The 17398-nt window shown below is 52.5% G+C and carries 15 protein-coding genes; 6 read left to right on the forward strand and 9 right to left on the reverse strand.

Features of this window, described 5'->3' with window-relative positions; all coding sequences use genetic code 11:
• On the forward strand, positions 1–666 hold the full coding sequence (locus ONV78_RS14175; RefSeq protein WP_279503969.1) for a M50 family metallopeptidase: 666 nt from the start codon (positions 1–3) through the stop codon (positions 664–666).
• 119 nt (positions 667–785) lie between these two features.
• Positions 786–1070 carry a DUF427 domain-containing protein gene (locus ONV78_RS14180; RefSeq protein WP_279503971.1) on the forward strand — a complete coding sequence of 95 codons (285 nt, stop codon included), beginning with the start codon at positions 786–788 and terminating at the stop codon, positions 1068–1070.
• A gap of 21 nt (positions 1071–1091) precedes the next feature.
• On the opposite strand, the gene ONV78_RS14185 is transcribed toward ONV78_RS14180, so the two are convergent.
• Positions 1092–1760 carry a hypothetical protein gene (locus tag ONV78_RS14185; protein WP_279503973.1) on the reverse strand — a complete coding sequence of 223 codons (669 nt, stop codon included), beginning with the start codon at positions 1758–1760 and terminating at the stop codon, positions 1092–1094.
• A 399-nt stretch (positions 1761–2159) separates the two neighbouring features.
• On the opposite strand from ONV78_RS14185, the gene ONV78_RS14190 reads away from it, so the two are divergent.
• Positions 2160–2945 carry a PEP-CTERM sorting domain-containing protein gene (locus tag ONV78_RS14190; protein WP_279503975.1) on the forward strand — a complete coding sequence of 262 codons (786 nt, stop codon included), beginning with the start codon at positions 2160–2162 and terminating at the stop codon, positions 2943–2945.
• Between the two features lie 108 nt (positions 2946–3053).
• Here ONV78_RS14190 and ONV78_RS14195 read toward each other — a convergent pair whose 3' ends face one another.
• The 5 genes from ONV78_RS14195 to ONV78_RS14215 all read right to left on the reverse strand — a co-directional run bounded on the left by ONV78_RS14195 (position 3054) and on the right by ONV78_RS14215 (position 9530).
• Entirely contained in the window at positions 3054–4163 is a 1110-nt protein-coding gene (locus ONV78_RS14195) for an HD domain-containing phosphohydrolase (RefSeq protein WP_279503977.1), read from the reverse strand.
• A gap of 108 nt (positions 4164–4271) precedes the next feature.
• Positions 4272–5072: a class I SAM-dependent methyltransferase gene (locus tag ONV78_RS14200; protein ID WP_279503978.1), complete on the reverse strand. Its 801-nt coding sequence runs from the start codon at positions 5070–5072 to the stop codon at positions 4272–4274.
• Positions 5073–5235: 163 nt separating this feature from the next.
• Positions 5236–5433, reverse strand: coding sequence for a hypothetical protein (locus ONV78_RS14205; protein ID WP_127968310.1), 198 nt, complete (start codon positions 5431–5433; stop codon positions 5236–5238).
• A gap of 179 nt (positions 5434–5612) precedes the next feature.
• A complete protein-coding gene (locus tag ONV78_RS14210; protein WP_216739391.1) occupies positions 5613–6470 on the reverse strand; it encodes a MurR/RpiR family transcriptional regulator in 858 nt (285 codons plus the stop codon).
• A gap of 144 nt (positions 6471–6614) precedes the next feature.
• On the reverse strand, positions 6615–9530 hold the full coding sequence (locus tag ONV78_RS14215) for an EAL domain-containing protein (RefSeq protein ID WP_279503981.1): 2916 nt from the start codon (positions 9528–9530) through the stop codon (positions 6615–6617).
• 406 nt (positions 9531–9936) lie between these two features.
• On the opposite strand from ONV78_RS14215, the gene uvrD reads away from it, so the two are divergent.
• Positions 9937–12102 carry a DNA helicase II gene (uvrD, locus tag ONV78_RS14220; RefSeq protein ID WP_279503983.1) on the forward strand — a complete coding sequence of 722 codons (2166 nt, stop codon included), beginning with the start codon at positions 9937–9939 and terminating at the stop codon, positions 12100–12102.
• A 219-nt stretch (positions 12103–12321) separates the two neighbouring features.
• Entirely contained in the window at positions 12322–13425 is a 1104-nt protein-coding gene (locus ONV78_RS14225) for a TRAP transporter substrate-binding protein (protein ID WP_216739388.1), read from the forward strand.
• Between the two features lie 70 nt (positions 13426–13495).
• Here ONV78_RS14225 and ONV78_RS14230 read toward each other — a convergent pair whose 3' ends face one another.
• The 3 genes from ONV78_RS14230 to ONV78_RS14240 all read right to left on the reverse strand — a co-directional run bounded on the left by ONV78_RS14230 (position 13496) and on the right by ONV78_RS14240 (position 15911).
• Positions 13496–13891: an acyl-CoA thioesterase gene (locus tag ONV78_RS14230; protein ID WP_011394720.1), complete on the reverse strand. Its 396-nt coding sequence runs from the start codon at positions 13889–13891 to the stop codon at positions 13496–13498.
• Between the two features lie 99 nt (positions 13892–13990).
• A complete protein-coding gene (locus tag ONV78_RS14235) occupies positions 13991–15370 on the reverse strand; it encodes a TRAP transporter large permease subunit (protein ID WP_279503988.1) in 1380 nt (459 codons plus the stop codon).
• A 1-nt stretch (position 15371) separates the two neighbouring features.
• On the reverse strand, positions 15372–15911 hold the full coding sequence (locus tag ONV78_RS14240) for a TRAP transporter small permease subunit (protein ID WP_216739386.1): 540 nt from the start codon (positions 15909–15911) through the stop codon (positions 15372–15374).
• A 343-nt stretch (positions 15912–16254) separates the two neighbouring features.
• Between ONV78_RS14240 and ONV78_RS14245 the strand changes: the two genes are divergently transcribed.
• A complete protein-coding gene (locus tag ONV78_RS14245) occupies positions 16255–17226 on the forward strand; it encodes a phosphate ABC transporter substrate-binding protein PstS family protein (protein ID WP_127968318.1) in 972 nt (323 codons plus the stop codon).
• The last annotated feature ends 172 nt before the right edge of the window (positions 17227–17398 follow it).

The raw sequence follows: 17398 nt of genomic DNA on the forward strand, positions 1-17398 counted from the left end.
TTGGCCAAAGCATACCTTCCTCTTATTGGCGTTATTCTTTTGGTTGTGGTGCTTTGGCCCTATCCGGTACTGATTCCTCTTAAATTACTGGTGGTATTCTTTCATGAGGCCTCGCACGCCATTATGACGGTGGCGACGGGAGGGGAAGTGGTGGAAATGGTTATCTCCGTTGATCAGGGCGGACATGTGCTATCCCGCGGCGGTAACCGGTTTCTAACGTTGTCCGCCGGTTATCTTGGGTCGTTGATCTGGGGCGTACTGATTTATCTGACGGCCCTGCTTAGCCGGCTTGATCGTGCGCTGATGTTCATTCTTGGCCTGTCATTACTGGCGATAGCCGCCTGGTGGATAAGAGATGTCTTTGCGTTGGGGTTTGCGCTCGCTACCGGGGGAGCCATGATAGCCAGCGCGATCTGGCTGCCGATGTCGTTTAATGACGCTGTGCTGCGAGTGATCGGCGTCACCAGCATGTTATACGCGCCATTGGACATATACAGCGATACGATTGAACGCTCTCACCTGCGGTCCGACGCGGTGATGCTTGGAGAGGCTTATGGCGGCTCAGGCATGCTTTGGGGTGTAGGCTGGTTTCTGTTGAGTCTGGCTGTCATTTACGTCGCATTTAAATTCGGGCATCGAAGCCCGCCTTCTTCACAAGATAATTGATACCTTTTCCCAACGGGGCCGTATATCTATACTGGGCTCGCGCATGCAGTTCTGTCGGTATTGAAACGCGGGATGCGAACAAAAATAACAACAATCGATAGACAATCAGGAGACGGACTATGAAAGCTATATGGAATGGCGCAGTCATTGCCGAAAGTCAGAACACAATCATACTGGAAGGAAACCATTACTTTCCCCCTTCTGCAATCCGCTCGGAATACTTCAAGCCAAGTGATACCCGCACTGTCTGTGGATGGAAAGGTACGGCCTGCTATTACGACATTGAAGTAGAGGGCTCAACCAATCGCGATGCTGCCTGGTATTATCCTACCGCCTCAGAAACCGCCAGCAATATTCAGAACTATGTTGCTTTCTGGAGAGGGGTGACGATAGAGGAAGGTTAGAGGGGCAGTATGGCGTGAGCGCTAATTCGAGCTCCACTCAGCAAGGACGCTCACGCCATTGTAGTCATAACTCATACCTAGATAGTCACTACGCATCTCAACCTGTGCGGGAACCGAAAAGCCTTTTTCCCAAGACAGGTCATTACTGGATGTGATCAGCAGACGCCAAGCGCCGTTTTCCTGGTAGAGTTGGCCAGTGTAGTAATAAATAACGGGCAAGCCAAAGTCGGTGTAAGACTCAATATCAGCGATCCACTCATACGTATCCTCTGCAGTTGGGCGAATATCCATTGAACCGTTGAGCTGTTGAGGCATTCCATTAACGCTGTAAGACAGCAGATCGAATGTGCCGGCATGAGCGCCTTCTCGCCTTGAAGAACTATTCTCTGGAGCTTGAACAAGTGAGTCGGTGAATAGTGTCGGGCTGCCGCGAACAACCATGCCTGTATCATAAACCGATCCCGCGCCGGGAGGCGGTAATTGCTCAAGTTCAGTTAATTCGGGCTGTAGCGTTGGAACCAGTGCTACACCGACGCCCGCAACAGTAAGCATGAGGGCGGGGTATAAAATATCTGGTGGGAGCCGGCCCTGATGATTGTGATGTATTACCTTTTCCGCAATAAACAAAATAAGTCCGGCAATGACGAGGGCCGTACCTGATATTGCTAACAGCGCATCGAAATCTGACATGGCTTTCGCTCGTTGCTTGGCGTCGTAAATTGTTCCCACTCTGAGCCGCTGTCTTTCTGCGATAGCTCTTACTTTACGAATGCACGATGCTGAGCGTGCGGTCTCTCCTTATCTAAAAGTAGATCAAAATTAGTAACCCCACCTCTTCTAGTGGTCTCTTTTTAAGAGCTCATCGTCATATTACGCTGACGAAGCTGACATTTGGCCGGTTAGAATGTCAGTTAAATTTACATCATTAACTTAAAGACTAAGCGTCCTTCGCTAAGATTTTTCATTTGTTCTATTAATAACAAGTAGTTATCAAAGTTGGCCTCAAAAATGCTTATATTCTGTCACTAATTTTTGTACGGGCCTTTGGGCTTACAAATCAATAAACCAATTGTCGAGTAGTAACTATCTATGAAAACTTTCAAAGTACTGGCTGCTGTAGTAGCTTTGGGTTCCTCTGTCTCCGCGTTTGCATACCAAATTAACGATGAGTATGTGGGCAAAGATCATGGATATGGCGATGTTATCGGCGACGCCTCGAAATTCGATGTAAAGGGAATTGACGTAAGTGTAGCTGGAACTATGCTGACAGTAGACGTTTACACTAACTTTGTTAACCATGTTGGTGTTTTTAATAACTACGTCACTGATACTGCATTGAGCCAGAAAAAAGGCATCGCGTTTGGCGATTTGTTCTTGTCTTCTTCTTGGACACCCAATGGCGATGCCGATACCGGTTATTTGGAAGATAGGCATAGTACTGGCACTAAGTGGACCTACGGTTTTAGCTTGGATGACCGTTGGAGTACGGTAGGTGGCGATGGCGCTCTGTACGAACTGAACGGAGCGGCAAACCGTGATAACGCCTATTTGTCTAACAACTTCATTAATGGCACTTATGCCAACTATCGTCACGGTCAGGAAGTTGCTGTCAAGACTGGCAGCTCTAACGTAACTTCCGTCGGTTCCGGCTCTTGGTTGGTAGACACTGTAAACGGTAAAGTTTCTTTCACCTTTGATATTGCTGGTACTGATCTGGTGAATGGCGATGAGATTGCTTTCCATTGGGGTATGACCTGCGGTAACGATACTATTGAAGGCAAAGTTCCTTTCTCAGTACCTGAGCCTGGCGCTCTTGCTCTGATGGGCCTTGGTCTGGCGGCGGTTGGTTTGCGTCGTCGCAAGCAGGCTGCTTAATAAGCCTTATGTAATAAAGCGTGGATCATTGATCTTTCGCTCTTAAAGAAAAACCGCGTAGGCGACGCCATACGCGGTTTTTGTATGTGTTGTCGTTGGGCTGTTGTCCTAACTTTCCTTGGCGATATAGAGCTTTCTTACCGCCATGTTGAATGCTTCAACGCAATCGGGATCAAACAGTGAGCCGTTATAGCTGTTAACGTAGCGCACGGCCTCAAACAGCGACTTCTTGTACGAGCGATCTTCACGTTCGCTGGTTATTTCGAAGAATGCGTCGCATATCGCCAGCACTTTGGAGCCCATAGGGATGTCCTTACCGCTCACTCCGAATGGATATCCGCTACCGTCATAATGCTCATGATGATGCAGAACAATCTGCGCTGCGTCTTCCCAGCCGCCAAAGCGGTGCAGAATTTGCGAACTGGTGGCGACGTGAGCGGCCATGATTTTCTGCTCTTCGCGGGACAGCTGTTCTTCATGTTTGTGGGCTAGCCCAACTGGCACAAACGCCATGCCTAAATCGTGCAGCAGCACCGCGGCGCTGAGTTGTTCTTCGTTTATTGGACCGCCCAACTCTTCGTTGATGGCTGTACACAGCTCCAGTTCCTTTTGCGTGCGATCCTTTCGGTAGATGCTGAGTTGATCCAGCTGGCGCGCCAGAAAGCGAAATAACTGCTGATCAGAGTCTTTGCCGGGGGCGAAGTAGCTCGGTATAGCCGCTTCGGGGCGTGGCGCTTCTCCTGCGTCTTTGGGGCCGGACAACAACTCATCCAAACCTTCGTTGATGACGGCGATCACGTTTCCAGGGGAGGCGTTACGCACTTTGGCGATGACTTTAAGCAGGGATTCCTGTAGATCTCCGTCTGCAGTGTGGTCACTCGCCAACTGCCCAACCAGGGTTTCGACATAGCCGATGATACTCATAAAGAATACGCCGAACATAGGCTGATAAGGCAGCTCTCCTTTGCGCATGTCGGAAACGATTTCCTCCAACTCATGGATAACGTCCACCATGGCGTCCAGAAACACCATTCTGCAGTTGCCTTTGAGAGAGTGCATGCTGCGGAACAGCTCGTTGATCAAATCAGGATTAACCTGATGCTCCAGGGTTTGAATCGTGTGTTCGATCTCTTCGACGTTTTCCTGAAAGCAGGCGACAAACTCGTCAATCAGGTCTTTTTCCAACTCAACAAACTGTGGGCAGGTAATTGGCTTCATGACATATCGGGCTCCTGTTGAATACGGACATCCCCTTGTGCGACTACGCCGCGATGTGGAGGCGATTGTTTTTAGTATAGACGCTGGCTGTACATATCGAGCGGATGCTCAATCAAACTCAAGTAACGCCAGCTTTTCGCCAAGCAGGTAACGATGCCAGGGAGACCAGGCGAGCAAGCTTAACGCTCCCCAGCGTTCCCAGTGGTAGTCGAGAATGCACCATTCCTGTTTGACTTTGATGTGGGAGTTCCAACTTTCCAGGCGACGGATATTATGCAGTGTCCATTGAAAGGCCGCGTTCATCCACCCTATGGCCTCATGTAAATGAGCTTGCCCCAGGGCTCCATGAGGCAGCATCTCCAAAAGCATGCGAGCGTGAGGGATACGTTCGGCGAGGTCATTGAAAAACTGTTTGATGCGTTGTTCAGTGAAGTACATGAGCACGCCTTCCGCCAAAATCAGGCAATTGTCAGACTCACCGGCGGCATACTCCAGCCAGGATACGTCGAACAGTGACTGCTCCAGCATGTGGTAACGATCAGAATCGCTGAAAAACAGGCGACGAGCGGCGATGACATTTGGTAGGTCGAGGTCGAACCATTGAATCTGACCGTTGTCCACGCGCAGGTAGCGGCTGTCGAAGCCGGCCCCAAGATTAATGATGACCGCATGAGGATGGGCGTTGATGAAATCCGTCACCAGTTTGTCAATGAGATCTGTGCGGATGGCGATGGCTAACTGTGACAGCCAGGCGTTGCTGAAGCGTTTGAAGTCATAATTGAGGCGCTGGTACATTTCCAGAGCCTTGTCGTCGTGAATGATGGCGTCGGGGCGCAAAGTTTCCATCGCCCTGGCCCAAAGAGGCAGGAGTGCGGTTTCTGAAATATCCCGCAATTGCAGCGTTTCCATCGTCATGCTCCCTGGATGTCCCCATGTCTGCTTCAGCCGCTCACCGGCATCAACAAGTCTGGTTTATTTTGACGAAATATCCAGCGACCGCTTGGTTAAGCGGAGGACGCACGTGCGTCCGGGAGGAAGTGGGAACGCACGCGAAGAACGCTATGAAATGCGTTTATTTAGAAAGATAGTAATCTTCGGTAGCCTCACGCAACCGCTTGTTTTCCAGATAGTCTTCTATCGCCCTGCGGGCTTGAAGACGTCGCTTTGAGGCTTGCTTTTCTTTGCTTTTCCTCTCTTGAGTTTCGGACTCGTAAAAAACGTCAAGAATTGTACTGGCGACGGAATCGGAAGGTTGATTCATATTTTGCATGGCTTTCCCCTTAGCCTAGTGACGATTCACTGTAGTTGTTATTTTTTACACTGGAATGACAACCGGCTTACTGCTTGATAACGCGTGTTATCAATCCGTTCCTGCGTTGGTGCGATGCCTTGTCCAGCCGACTGAGGAGCGTCGGTCTTATGCTGTATATTATTTCACCGATAATACAATTAATTAGGTGAGAGCCGCAACGAGCTTAGATTCTTTTTAGCCTGGTTGAGTTTTTGCGCATGACGCTTATCAAGTTTTTGAAACAGATTGGTGGCGATGGTATCCAGAACCATTAAATGGGCAAGGCGTGAAGCCAAAGGAGTGAAGGCGTCAGTATCTTCGTCCACTGCGACGCCGATATTTAGATTGGCGATATTAGCCAACGCCGACTGAGGCGGACTGATGGCGACAACCCTTGCGCCGGAGGCTCGCGCACGCATGCAGGACTGAATCAGGTTGTTAGTGCGTCCGCTGTGAGAGATAGCGACGATAACGTCGTTCTCTTCCACCAGACCGGCGATCAGCATTTGCATATCTGGATCGGGGCAGGCCTGTGAGTTCAACTTTAAGCGAAAGAACTTTTGTTGCGCATCCGCCGCCACGGCTGCGGATGCGCCATAGCCGAAAAAGTATAAGCGGGAGGATTCGGAAATCCAGGCGCATACCTGCTCAATCCGCTCCCAGGCCAGTTGATTGAAGACCTGCTGCAATGACGACTGCACGTCGCTGAATATCTTGGCGCCAGTCTGCTGCAGACTACCGCCAGAGTTTATTGGAAACGGCGTTTGCCTTTGTATACTTGCAAGCTGCTGGGCAAGGCTCACTTTCAGGCTTTGGAAGCTGTCAAAACTGATGGTGCGACAGAAGCGCACTATAGTCGGCTCGCTGACGCCAGCCTCTGTCGCCAGATCAACGATTCGCATGTGAATGACATCGTTGGGGTTGCGCAGCACACATTCCGCCACTTTCTGTTCGCTCTTGCGCAGCGAATCCCGGTTTTGTCGAAGCCAATTCAATATATCGTGGGGGCGTCCCATCCAACTACCTTGGTGTGTCTATCAGCCCTGTGGGATCAGTAGGCAGGGTAAGCCCGTGAATCCGCTTTCGGGGCGGGATTGAAAAACTGATTTAAGAATAGACAAAAGCGGAGCAGGATTACACTGACCAAAAGTCGCTAGATGTTATTGAATGACCGGCGTTGGGTTTTGCAGTGCCGGAGAACCAGTGCATTGCTCTCTCAATAGGTTCGCCATCTGCTCGGCCCCCAGTGGCTCGGCGATGAGGTATCCCTGCACAGTATGACAGCCGCTTTCTCGCAAGAACTCCAAATGACCTTCGTGCTCCACGCCTTCAGCGATGACTTCAAGATTCAGGCTTTTACCCAGCATGATGACTGCGCGGGTGATGGCGGCGTCGTCGGCGTTTTTGTGTGCGTCTTTGATGAACATGCGGTCTATTTTCAAAGCGTTTAGCGGAAAGCGCTTGAGGTAGGAGAGAGAGGAATAGCCTGTCCCGAAATCGTCCACGGTGATGCGCACGCCCATCTCTCTCAGACGGGAGAGCATAAACTGGGTGCGGCTCATGTTTTCCATCAGCGTGCTTTCTGTCAGCTCCAGATCCAGCAGATGCGGGGGAAGGTCGGTGTCCTGCAGGACTTTGCGCACCAGTTGCGGTAAATTGCTCTGACGTAACTGATGTGCGGAAAGATTGACGGATACCTGTATATTATCCAGCCCCTCCCGGCTCCAGGCGGCGGCCTGAGCGCAGGCGGCGCCGAGCATCTGCTCTCCCAGCTCGGTGATCAGACCGCTTTCCTCCGCCATGGGCACGAAGTCGCTGGGACCGATCAGTCCCCTCTGAGGGTGCCGCCAGCGCGCCAGCGCCTCCACTCCGGTAATGCGACCGCTATCCAGCGATAACTTGGGCTGGAAGAAGACTTCCATCTGTTGATTTTGTATCGCTCGGCGTAGTTCGGTCTCTACTTCCAGGCGCATGCGCGACATGCTGCGCAACATGCGGCTGTAAAACTCATAGGTGTTACCGCCGAGGTATTTGGCCTGCCGCACCGCCATATTGGCTTGCTGCATCAGGGTTTGGATTTCCCAGCCGTTGTCTGGGGCTTGAGTGACGCCTATTGAGGTTGAAACGTAAAACTCATGTCCGTCGATATTGAAGGGCGCTTTCAGTTCGTCCAGCAGTTGGTCACAGAAACGGCTCATCTGGGAGCGACTTTTCGCCGGGGTGAGAATTGCAAACTCATCGCTGCCGAGGCGCGCCAAAGTATGGGCGTGGGATGCGGTTTGTGAGATGCGTGTAGCAACCTGCTTTAACAGCTCATCTCCTCGGTCCTGACCCAGGCTTTCGTTCACTTGCCGAAAGCGGTCGACATTCAGCAGCAGCATATTAATGCTGAGTCCTTGCTCCCGCACTTTGCGGAGAATTTTATCCAGTCGCTCGCGGAACAGCATGCGATTCGCCAGCCCGGTCAATTCGTCATAGTTCAGCAGATAGTGGAGCTTCTCGTCCGCCTGTTTACGCTCAGTCAGGTCGGAAAACAGGCCTGCGTAATGGGTGGTGGCGCCTTCTGTATTGATGATCGAAGTAATCTGCAGCCACTGACAATAGAATTCGCCGGACTTGCGCTTTTCATATAACTCGCCTTGCCAACGGCCTCGCAAAGACAGCTCATCGCGGATTCGGCTGAATACTTGTCGCTTGTTGGGCGCCTGGCTGAAATCCTCAAGACTGCTACCGATCACTTCTTCTGTTTCATAACCTGTAATCTGGCTGAATGCATTGTTGACGGTGAGGAAGCGGAACTCGGTATCCAATGCGAAGACGCCCTGGGGAGTATGGTCAAACACAGACTTGGCGAGAAGCAGCTGCTCATCGCGGCTTTTCTCTTTGCTGATATCTCTGCGTGACCCAATCATGCGGGTAATGCGGCCAAGCTTGTCGAAGCTGACTGGTTTTCCGCAATCCTCAACCCAGATCCAGGCGTCTTTGGCGGTGATGACGCGATACTGCACCCGATAAGTGTTACTCAAACCTTTCAGGCACAGCATCATTTCTTTTCTAATGCGTGGGCGATCGTCAGGGTGTATCAGCCCGTGCATGCGCTCAACGAAAGCGGTCGCCGACATTTCACGAGGACCAAAGGCGTCGTGAAAGAATGATTGATAAAGGGAGTTTCTCGGAATATCCCAATCCCACAAGGCCAACCCGGTGGCTTCAATGGCTTGCGATAAACGGGTCTGGCTTTTCATCAGCGCATCGCTGATATTTTTCCGTAGTATGATTTGCTGACTCAGAATACGGTTGGCTTCGGACAATTCGTGGGTGCGCTCGCAGATTGCGCCTTCCAGCTCCTTTTGCGTTTCCCGCAACTCCTGTTCAATCTCTTCTCGGTAGGTTATTTCATGGGCGAGCTGCTGATTAAGCTGTTCTGACGCGGAGCGGGCGTTATCCAGGTAGGCGATCAAGCCTTGCATCTGCAGATTCTGATTAAGGTAGCGACTGGAGGCGAGATACCATAGCGCGGCGAGCGGATAGAGAAAGACGCTGAGAATGGCGGCGTTGGTCAGTAACTCTTGAGGCAGGGGCTGTCTGCCGTTTAGCAGCACTGCAAGCCACAGAAGAGGCATCGCGCTGAGAACAATAAACGGGGTGCGCCAGACGCCAAGGAAAAAGGATAGAAGACCCGCGCCGACAAACTGGGCGATAGTGGCGCTGTCCAGCCAGGAAGCGGGGAGATCCATGATGACGTATGCGGTTATCGGCCCCAACACGGTGGCGATTATGGCGCTGAGTAATACATAAAGCCTGCTGAGGTTGGCGACGTTGCGAGGCAGGTTGGCGCTCTCATTCTGTAATTGCGCCTGAGCCTGTGAGCCGAAGGCGACGAGCAAGACTGCGCAGAAAGCTCCCAGCGCAGCGAGGCCGATCAGAGGCTCTATGGCCTGATGGGGAAAGGCGGTGGCGACAAACCCCATGGTGATTAAAAAAAGCAATGCGGCGGCGTGGCGACTGCGACGCCCCAGCTTTATGAGTTGCTCCCGACGCACCATGAGAGGTTTAGGGCGCGCCATGGTCGACATCAGCTTTAAACTGCTTGCTTGAATATCGTTTGTCCCGGGGTGCATGTTAGTATAATTGTCCGATTTCACTGGAATCCCGCCGCACAAACAAACCCGTCATATCTGCTTTTGACGGTTGGCGAACCTGGAAAGCAGCGATGCAATGTTGTAATAGGCTGTAAAATTATCCAGTATTAATCGCCGCAAATATGCAAAGCGGCGACTCCGGTTTAGCGGTTCAGTGTGCTTACTGTATGTAACATTTTGTTATTTTTTGTTCGTTGTCCCATTTAACCCGATAGTGAACTCGCGCACAAGCACTTCGAATAAAATCGGAGATTGGTCTGCGGTTAATTTTCCTGACATGTCATACGCGGAAAGCCGTTAACAACAAAGCCCTTCAAACAAAGAGAGGTAAGTCTCAGCAATGGACGTAACGGCGGTATTGGACCCGCTTAACGATGCTCAACGTGAGGCGGTTACCGCCAGCGCCCGCAACCTGCTGGTTCTGGCAGGCGCCGGTAGCGGCAAAACCCGCGTTCTTGTGCACCGCATGGCATGGTTGATTCAAGTCGAGCGTATTGGCGCTCATGCAATAATGGCGGTGACGTTCACCAATAAGGCGGCACGGGAAATGCGTGAGCGGGTGGAGTCGCTGTTGCATATTCCTACTCGCGGCATGTGGCTTGGCACCTTTCACAGTCTGGCGCATCGACTGCTGCGCGCCCACTGGCGGGAAGCCGGCCTGCCGGAAAACTTTCAGGTCATAGACTCCGATGACCAACAGCGCATGCTGAAACGTGTGATTCGCGAGCTGGGACTGGATGAGTCCAAGTGGCCAGCGCGCCAGGCGCAATATTTTATCAACAGCCAGAAAGACGAAGGGATGCGACCGGAAAACATTGAGCCGGGTAGCGACGCTTGGCGGCAGACCATGAACAAGATATACCAGCGTTACGACGAATATTGTCGGCAAAGCGGACTGGTGGATTTTGGCGAGTTACTGCTGCGCTCTCATGAAATCTGGCTGCAAAAGCCGGATCTGTTACAGCACTATCAGCAACGCTTCCAACATATTCTGGTTGATGAGTTTCAGGATACCAACACCATTCAATATGCATGGCTGCGCGTGCTGGCGGGGGACCGCGTCCCTATGACCGTAGTTGGAGACGATGACCAGTCCATTTACGGCTGGCGCGGAGCCAAGATTGAGAATATCCAGCGTTTCCAGAATGACTTCGGCGAAGCGGCGTTGGTGCGTCTGGAACAAAACTACCGCTCGACACAGACCATTTTGCGGGCCGCCAACCACGTCATTGCCCACAATCCGAGTCGCCTTGGCAAGCAGCTCTGGACGGATCAGGGCGAAGGCGAGGTGATTGATGTGTACGCCGCGTTTAACGAGCAGGATGAAGCCAACTATATTGTTGAGTCCGTGCAGTCCTGGGTGAATCAGGGGCGTTCCCGTTCGGAAGTGGCGCTGCTGTACCGTTCCAACGTGCAGTCGCGGGTATTGGAAGAAGCGCTGATTCGCCACAGTGTGCCTTATCGAATTTATGGGGGGTTGCGCTTCTATGATCGCTTGGAAGTTAAAAACGCTGTGGCGTATTTGCGTCTGGCTCATTTCGCTCATGATGACGCCGCCTTTGAGCGGGTGGTCAATGTTCCGCCTCGGGGCGTTGGCGCCAAGTCATTGGAGACATTGCGCGACGCGGCTCGCGAGCGCCGAGGGTCGTTGTGGCAGACCACGGTGGCGGCGGTTGGCGCAGGCCTGATCAAAGGCAAGGCGGGGACCGGCCTGAAGCACTTTATTGAAATAGTCGAAACCCTGCGTGAGTTTGCCAAAGAGAACAGTTTGCAGGATCTGACCAAGCATATGCTGGATGTCAGCGGCATACTGGAGCACCACGCCAACGAAAAAGGAGATAAGGCGGAAGCGCGCAAGGAAAACCTGCTGGAGCTGGTGAATGCGGTTGCTGAGTACGAGACGCTCGACAATGAATCGCCGCTGGCGGAGTTCCTGACTCAGGCGGCGCTGGATGCTGGCGAACGGCAGGCGGATGCGGATCAAGATGCAGTGCAGCTTATGACGCTGCACTCCGCTAAAGGTTTGGAGTTTCCTTTGGTGTTCCTGACAGGCATGGAGGAAGAACTGTTTCCTCACTCAATGGCGCTGGAAGAGGCGGGTCGCTTGGAAGAAGAGCGTCGATTGTGCTACGTCGGCATCACGCGCGCCATGGAAAAGCTGGTGCTTACTTTCGCGGAAAGCCGCCGCTTGTACGGTCAGGATAAATACCACTCTATCTCTCGCTTTGTCCGCGAAATTCCCAATGAATTATTACGTGAAGTGCGTTTGCGCTCCGTCGTGAGCAAACCTATGTTTTGGGATCGTGGTCCGGCGCATGGGGCAATTGGCGAATCCGCGCAGCAGTCGGGTATTTCCCTTGGGCAACGGGTGCGACATGAAAAGTTTGGCGAAGGCGTGGTGCTGAACTATGAAGGCAGTGGTCCGCATTCCCGGATTCAGGTGAACTTCGACGATCAGGGCAGTAAATGGCTGGTGCTTTCATACGCCAAACTGGAAGTGATTTGAGCGGCCTGACTGTTAAGTGATCCGTTAGATTTTGCGTGCGCTTCGCCAGTGTCCTTTTGCCGGATAATCGAGTTATACTGCGGAACGCAGCCTTCTCGTCGGCTCATCTAAGCAGGTTTTATCCGCCTGTTTAGAAGGCTTGGCGACTGGCGCTGGATGCTTGGCTGCGCAAGGCGCCGAGATCGCATAAGAATAAAGACAAAAAGGAGACGCAATCGAATGAAAAGACGCTATCTGTTTTCCCTGATGGGCGCGGGCATGTTGGGAATGCTGTTGGGCGGATGCTCCGCCGAGAAAGAAGCGGCGGCCCCGGTTGCCCAGCAGGCGCCCAAGCAAACCATCCAATGGAAGCTAGTGACTTCCTGGCCGAAAAACTTCCCTGGACTGGGCGAGGCCCCAGAACGCTTCGCTAAAGAAGTCGAACGCATGAGCGATGGCCGCCTCAAGGTCAAAGTCTACGGCGCCGGCGAACTGGTTCCCGCGTTGGAAGTATTTGACGCGGTCTCTCAGGGTACTGCGGAAGCAGGCCACGCTGCATCCTACTACTGGAAAGGCAAAATTCCCGCCGCACAGTTCTTCTCAACCGTTCCTTTTGGTCTGAACGCTCAGGAAATTAATTCCTGGATCAGCTATGGCGGCGGTCTGGAGTTATGGCGTGAATTGTATGAACCGTTCGGCGTCATTCCTATGCTTGGCGGCAACACCGGCGTACAGATGGGAGGTTGGTTCAACAAAGAGATCAACTCTCTGGATGACCTGAAAGGTCTCAAGATGCGTATCCCAGGCTTGGGTGGCGAGGTGCTGCAACGGGCGGGAGGCACGCCTGTGCAGTTGCCTGGCGGCGAAATCTTCACTGCTCTGCAAACCGGCGCTATCGACGCCACCGAATGGGTGGGCCCGTACAATGATCTGGCGTTCGGCCTGCATAAAGCGGCTAAATACTACTACTACCCAGGCTGGCATGAACCTGGCACTTCCTTGGAGTTTACCTTCAACAAGAAAGCGTTTGAGGCTCTACCGAAAGATCTGCAAGCCATCGTCGAGGTGGCTGCGCGTATGATCAACCAGGACATGCTGGATGAGTACACGGCGCGTAACAATGCGGCGTTAAACGAACTGGTTAACAACCACGGTGTGGATGTCAGACGTTTTCCTGACGACGTGTTGAAGGAGTTACAAGACATCTCCCGTCAGACGATTCAGGAGATTGCGGAGAAAGATCCCGCAGTGAAGAAAGTATATGAGTCTTATGAGAAATTCCGCAGCAATGTGTGGAAATACCACGAGATCTCAGAAAAAGCCTATATCAACGCCAGATCCTAATACGATCGACTGACACAAAAAACCGCAGCTCAGACTGCGGTTTTTTTTATGCCTTGCGCCATAGTTTGGCTCACTCTCCGGCAGGCACCGCGCGAATGCGTCCGGAGTCGTCAATCGCAACCAGCACAAATACGCCTTCAGTCACCTTGCGGGGAGTATTCTGGTGGTTGTCGCGAGTCCAGACTTCCACTTCGATATGCATAGAGCTGGTGCCGATATTAACCATGCGTGCATAACAACTGACTTCCGCGCCGACTCTAACCGGAGATAGAAAATCCAGTTGTTTCACGGACACTGTCGCAGTGCGGCCTTTGGCGATACGGCCAGCCATGCTGGCGGCGGCCAAGTCCATCTGCGACATCAACCAGCCGGCGTAAATATCGCCGTTGGAGTTGGTGTCCTTATCGAGAGCGATGACGCGAAGCGCCAGTTCTCCGTTGGGTGCTGAGCTACTAGAAGCTTTCATGACAGTTCTCTTGTATTTATGAAAATCCGATATCTGCAAGTTTAGGCGCTGTCGCGACGTTTCTCCGCCGTGGCCGAGGCGCCTGAACTAAGGAGGCGGTCAGGGCCCGTAAACCACCTCCGGCAACCAGGTCGCCAGTGACGGCCAGGCCGCCAGCAGACAAAGCATTAATACCTGGATTGCAATAAATGGGGCCACGCCCATATAAATGTCCGTCGTTTTCACATGGCTTGGGGCGACCCCGCGTAAATAAAACAGCGAAAACCCGAAGGGCGGGGTCAGGAACGATGTTTGCAAATTCAAGCCAATCATGATGCCCAGCCAGATGGGGTCTACGCCCATCGCCAGTAATACCGGGCCGACAATGGGCACCACGACGAAGGTGATCTCGATGAAGTCGAGAATAAAGCCCAACAGGAAAATAACCAGCATCACTACCAGCACCGCCATGAACACGCCGCCGGGCATGGATGCGAAAATATCTTTGATCAGCTCATCGCCGCCATAGGCGCGGAACACCAGTGAGAAAATGGTGGCGCCTATCAAAATCATGAACACCATACAGGTGACGCGGGTGGTTTGCTGACATACATCCCTTAATACGGAAATTGAGATCTGGCGTTTGTAGATCGCCAGGATAATGGCGCCAAATGCGCCGACGCCTGCGGCTTCCGTTGGCGTGGCGATGCCGGACAGAATTGATCCCAGAACGGCGATGATCAGCGCCAATGGCGGCGTCAGGTCGCGCAACAAGGAGAGTTCGCGGGAGTGCATTTCCTGCTTGTTCAGCTTTTCGCCCGCAGGCAGCAGGTCGGGTTTAACCAGCGCCAATACAAATAGATAAATGATGTACAGCAGAACCAGTACCAGACCGGGAATCAGCGCTCCCACGAACAGGTCGCCTACGGATACGGTGTCCGGGTTGAAGATGCCCATGTCACGCTGGGCTTGCTGATAGGCGCTGGATAGCACGTCGCCCAGCAATACCAGGGCGATTGACGGGGGAATGATCTGGCCCAGGGTGCCTGTGGCGCAGATTGTGCCCGTAGCTACCGCTTTACTGTAATTGCTCTTCAGCATGGTGGGCAGGGAGATCAGACCCATCGTCACTACGGTGGCGCCGACGATGCCGGTACTGGCCGCCAGCAACATGCCGACGATCGCCACAGAAATACCCAGACCGCCAGGAATATTGCGGAACAGCATGGCCATACTTTCCAGTAGGTTCTCCGCGATCTTTGACTTCTGCAGCATGCAGCCCATAAACACAAATAAGGGAACCGCCAACAGGGTCTGGTTATTCATCAAACCATATAAGCGGCTGGGAGTGGCCAGCAGGAAACTGTTGTCAAAAACACCCGCCATGGCGCCAATGCCTGCGAAGGCGAGGGCGGTGCCGGCGAGCGAGAACGCGACAGGATAACCGCAGAGCAGTACCAGACACACCGCAGCGAACATGAACAGCGACATATACTCCATCTCAGTCTTGCTCCTCTTGTCCGCGGGAATGGCTGGGGTCGATGATCAGGCAGAGGTTGCGCAGAACCTCTGCAATGCCCTGCGCGCCAAGCACAAAAACCAGCGCCAGAATGAGTGACTTGAGAATAAAGACCGCAGGCAGACCGGCCGCTTCGGCGGACACCTCGCGAATGCGCCAGCTTTGCGCGATGTAAGGCCAGCTTTCAATGCCGATATAAATAATCAGAGGGAAGAGCAGCAACAAGGTTCCCAGCAGGTTCACCACTGCTTTGCCGCGTACGGAAAATCGTTGATAAAGAATATCCACCCTGACGTGCTCGTCGTGTTTCAGGGTGTAGGCGGAAGCAATCATGAATACGAAGCCGTGCATGTAGAGCACGGATTCCTGCAGGGCGATGGAACTATTGTTGAAGACGTATCGGAGCAGGACGACGGCGACGGTTCCGACCACCATTCCGATATTGAGCCAGGCGATGATCGCGCCGGTTTTCTCGGTGAATGCGTCAATGAGTCTCACAACAGCAGTGAGGCCGTTAGTCATTATGGATTTTCCTTCTTGTTGTTAGATGGGGCTATCGGTGTGGCGACCGAGTCAGCAGCCCTTCATGTCCACAGCTCTTACTTCTGACATATCTATGCATACGACGCCCGAAAAATCCCTAATGTGAAGCAGTCTCTTGTTTCCTTAACCGGGGCGGAAATTCAACCGCTAAGTTTAACCTGAGTGAAAGGGGAATGCGATGAGCCTTGGGTGAAATCACGTTGCAATCTGAATGTCACAACGCGTCATTTTGTAACATCCTTGTCATATTCGAATCCTATAGTGGCGATCAATCCGACGAACCTATCGGATACGTCGCAATCGAAACCAGGAGTTCATCCCTATGCAATTAAAAAAATTTTTTGCGGCAGCCACAGTTGTAGCTGCTTCATTCTGGGCAGGCGCAGCTTCCGCGGATCTGGATCCCAAGCTGACTGATTACAGCAAAGCAAGTGGTGTTTCCGGCAATCTATCCAGCGTAGGTTCCGATACTCTGGCCAACTTGATGACACTGTGGGCTGAAGAGTTCAAGCGCAACTATCCAAACGTCAATATTCAGATTCAGGCCGCTGGTTCTTCCACTGCTCCGCCTGCATTGACCGAAGGCACTTCCAACCTGGGCCCAATGAGCCGCAAGATGAAAGACAAAGAGCTGGAAGCCTTTGAGAAGAAATTCGGTTACAAGCCAACCGCCATCCCTGTTGCGATCGACGCCTTGGCGGTGTTCGTACACAAAGACAACCCCATTAAAGGCATGACCATGGCGCAAATCGACGCTGTGTTCTCCTCTACTCGCAAGTGCGGTTACAGCAAAGACATCACTACCTGGGGCGATCTGGGCCTGACTGGCTCCATGGCGAACCGCTCTATCCAATTGTTCGGTCGTAACTCTGTATCCGGTACTTACGGTTACTTCAAAGAGCACGCGCTGTGTAAAGGCGACTACAAAAACAACGTGAACGAGCAACCTGGCTCCGCTTCTGTTGTACAAGGCGTTTCCGAGTCCGTTAACGGCATCGGCTACTCTGGCATCGGCTACAAAACCGCCAGCGTACGTTTGGTTCCTCTGGCCAAGAAAGAAGGCGACAAGTTCGTAGAAGCTTCACCAGCAACTGCGATCACTGGCGAATACCCACTGTCCCGCTTCCTGTACGTATACGTTAACAAGGCGCCAAACAAAGACCTGGACCCTATCGTTGGCGAATTCGTTAAGATGATCATGTCCAAGCAAGGTCAGGAAGTGGTTGTGAAAGACGGCTATGTGCCGCTGCCTGCTTCCGTCACCAGCAAATACCTGAAAGAGCTGTCGCTGTAAGACTTTCTTACAGACAAAGCCTAAAGGTCGAAAAAAACCGCCTCATGCAGGCGGTTTTTTCTTTTGTGAAGCGCACTTACCTGCTCTGGTTCTACGCATAATCCCCGCCATCCCGCAATACACATTTCACATCCGCGCTGCTATCTTATGCGGTTATCGGGGTAACTCTTTC

Origin of the sequence: Hahella sp. CR1, assembly GCF_029813005.1 — a bacterium.
Lineage (GTDB): Bacteria > Pseudomonadota > Gammaproteobacteria > Pseudomonadales > Oleiphilaceae > Hahella.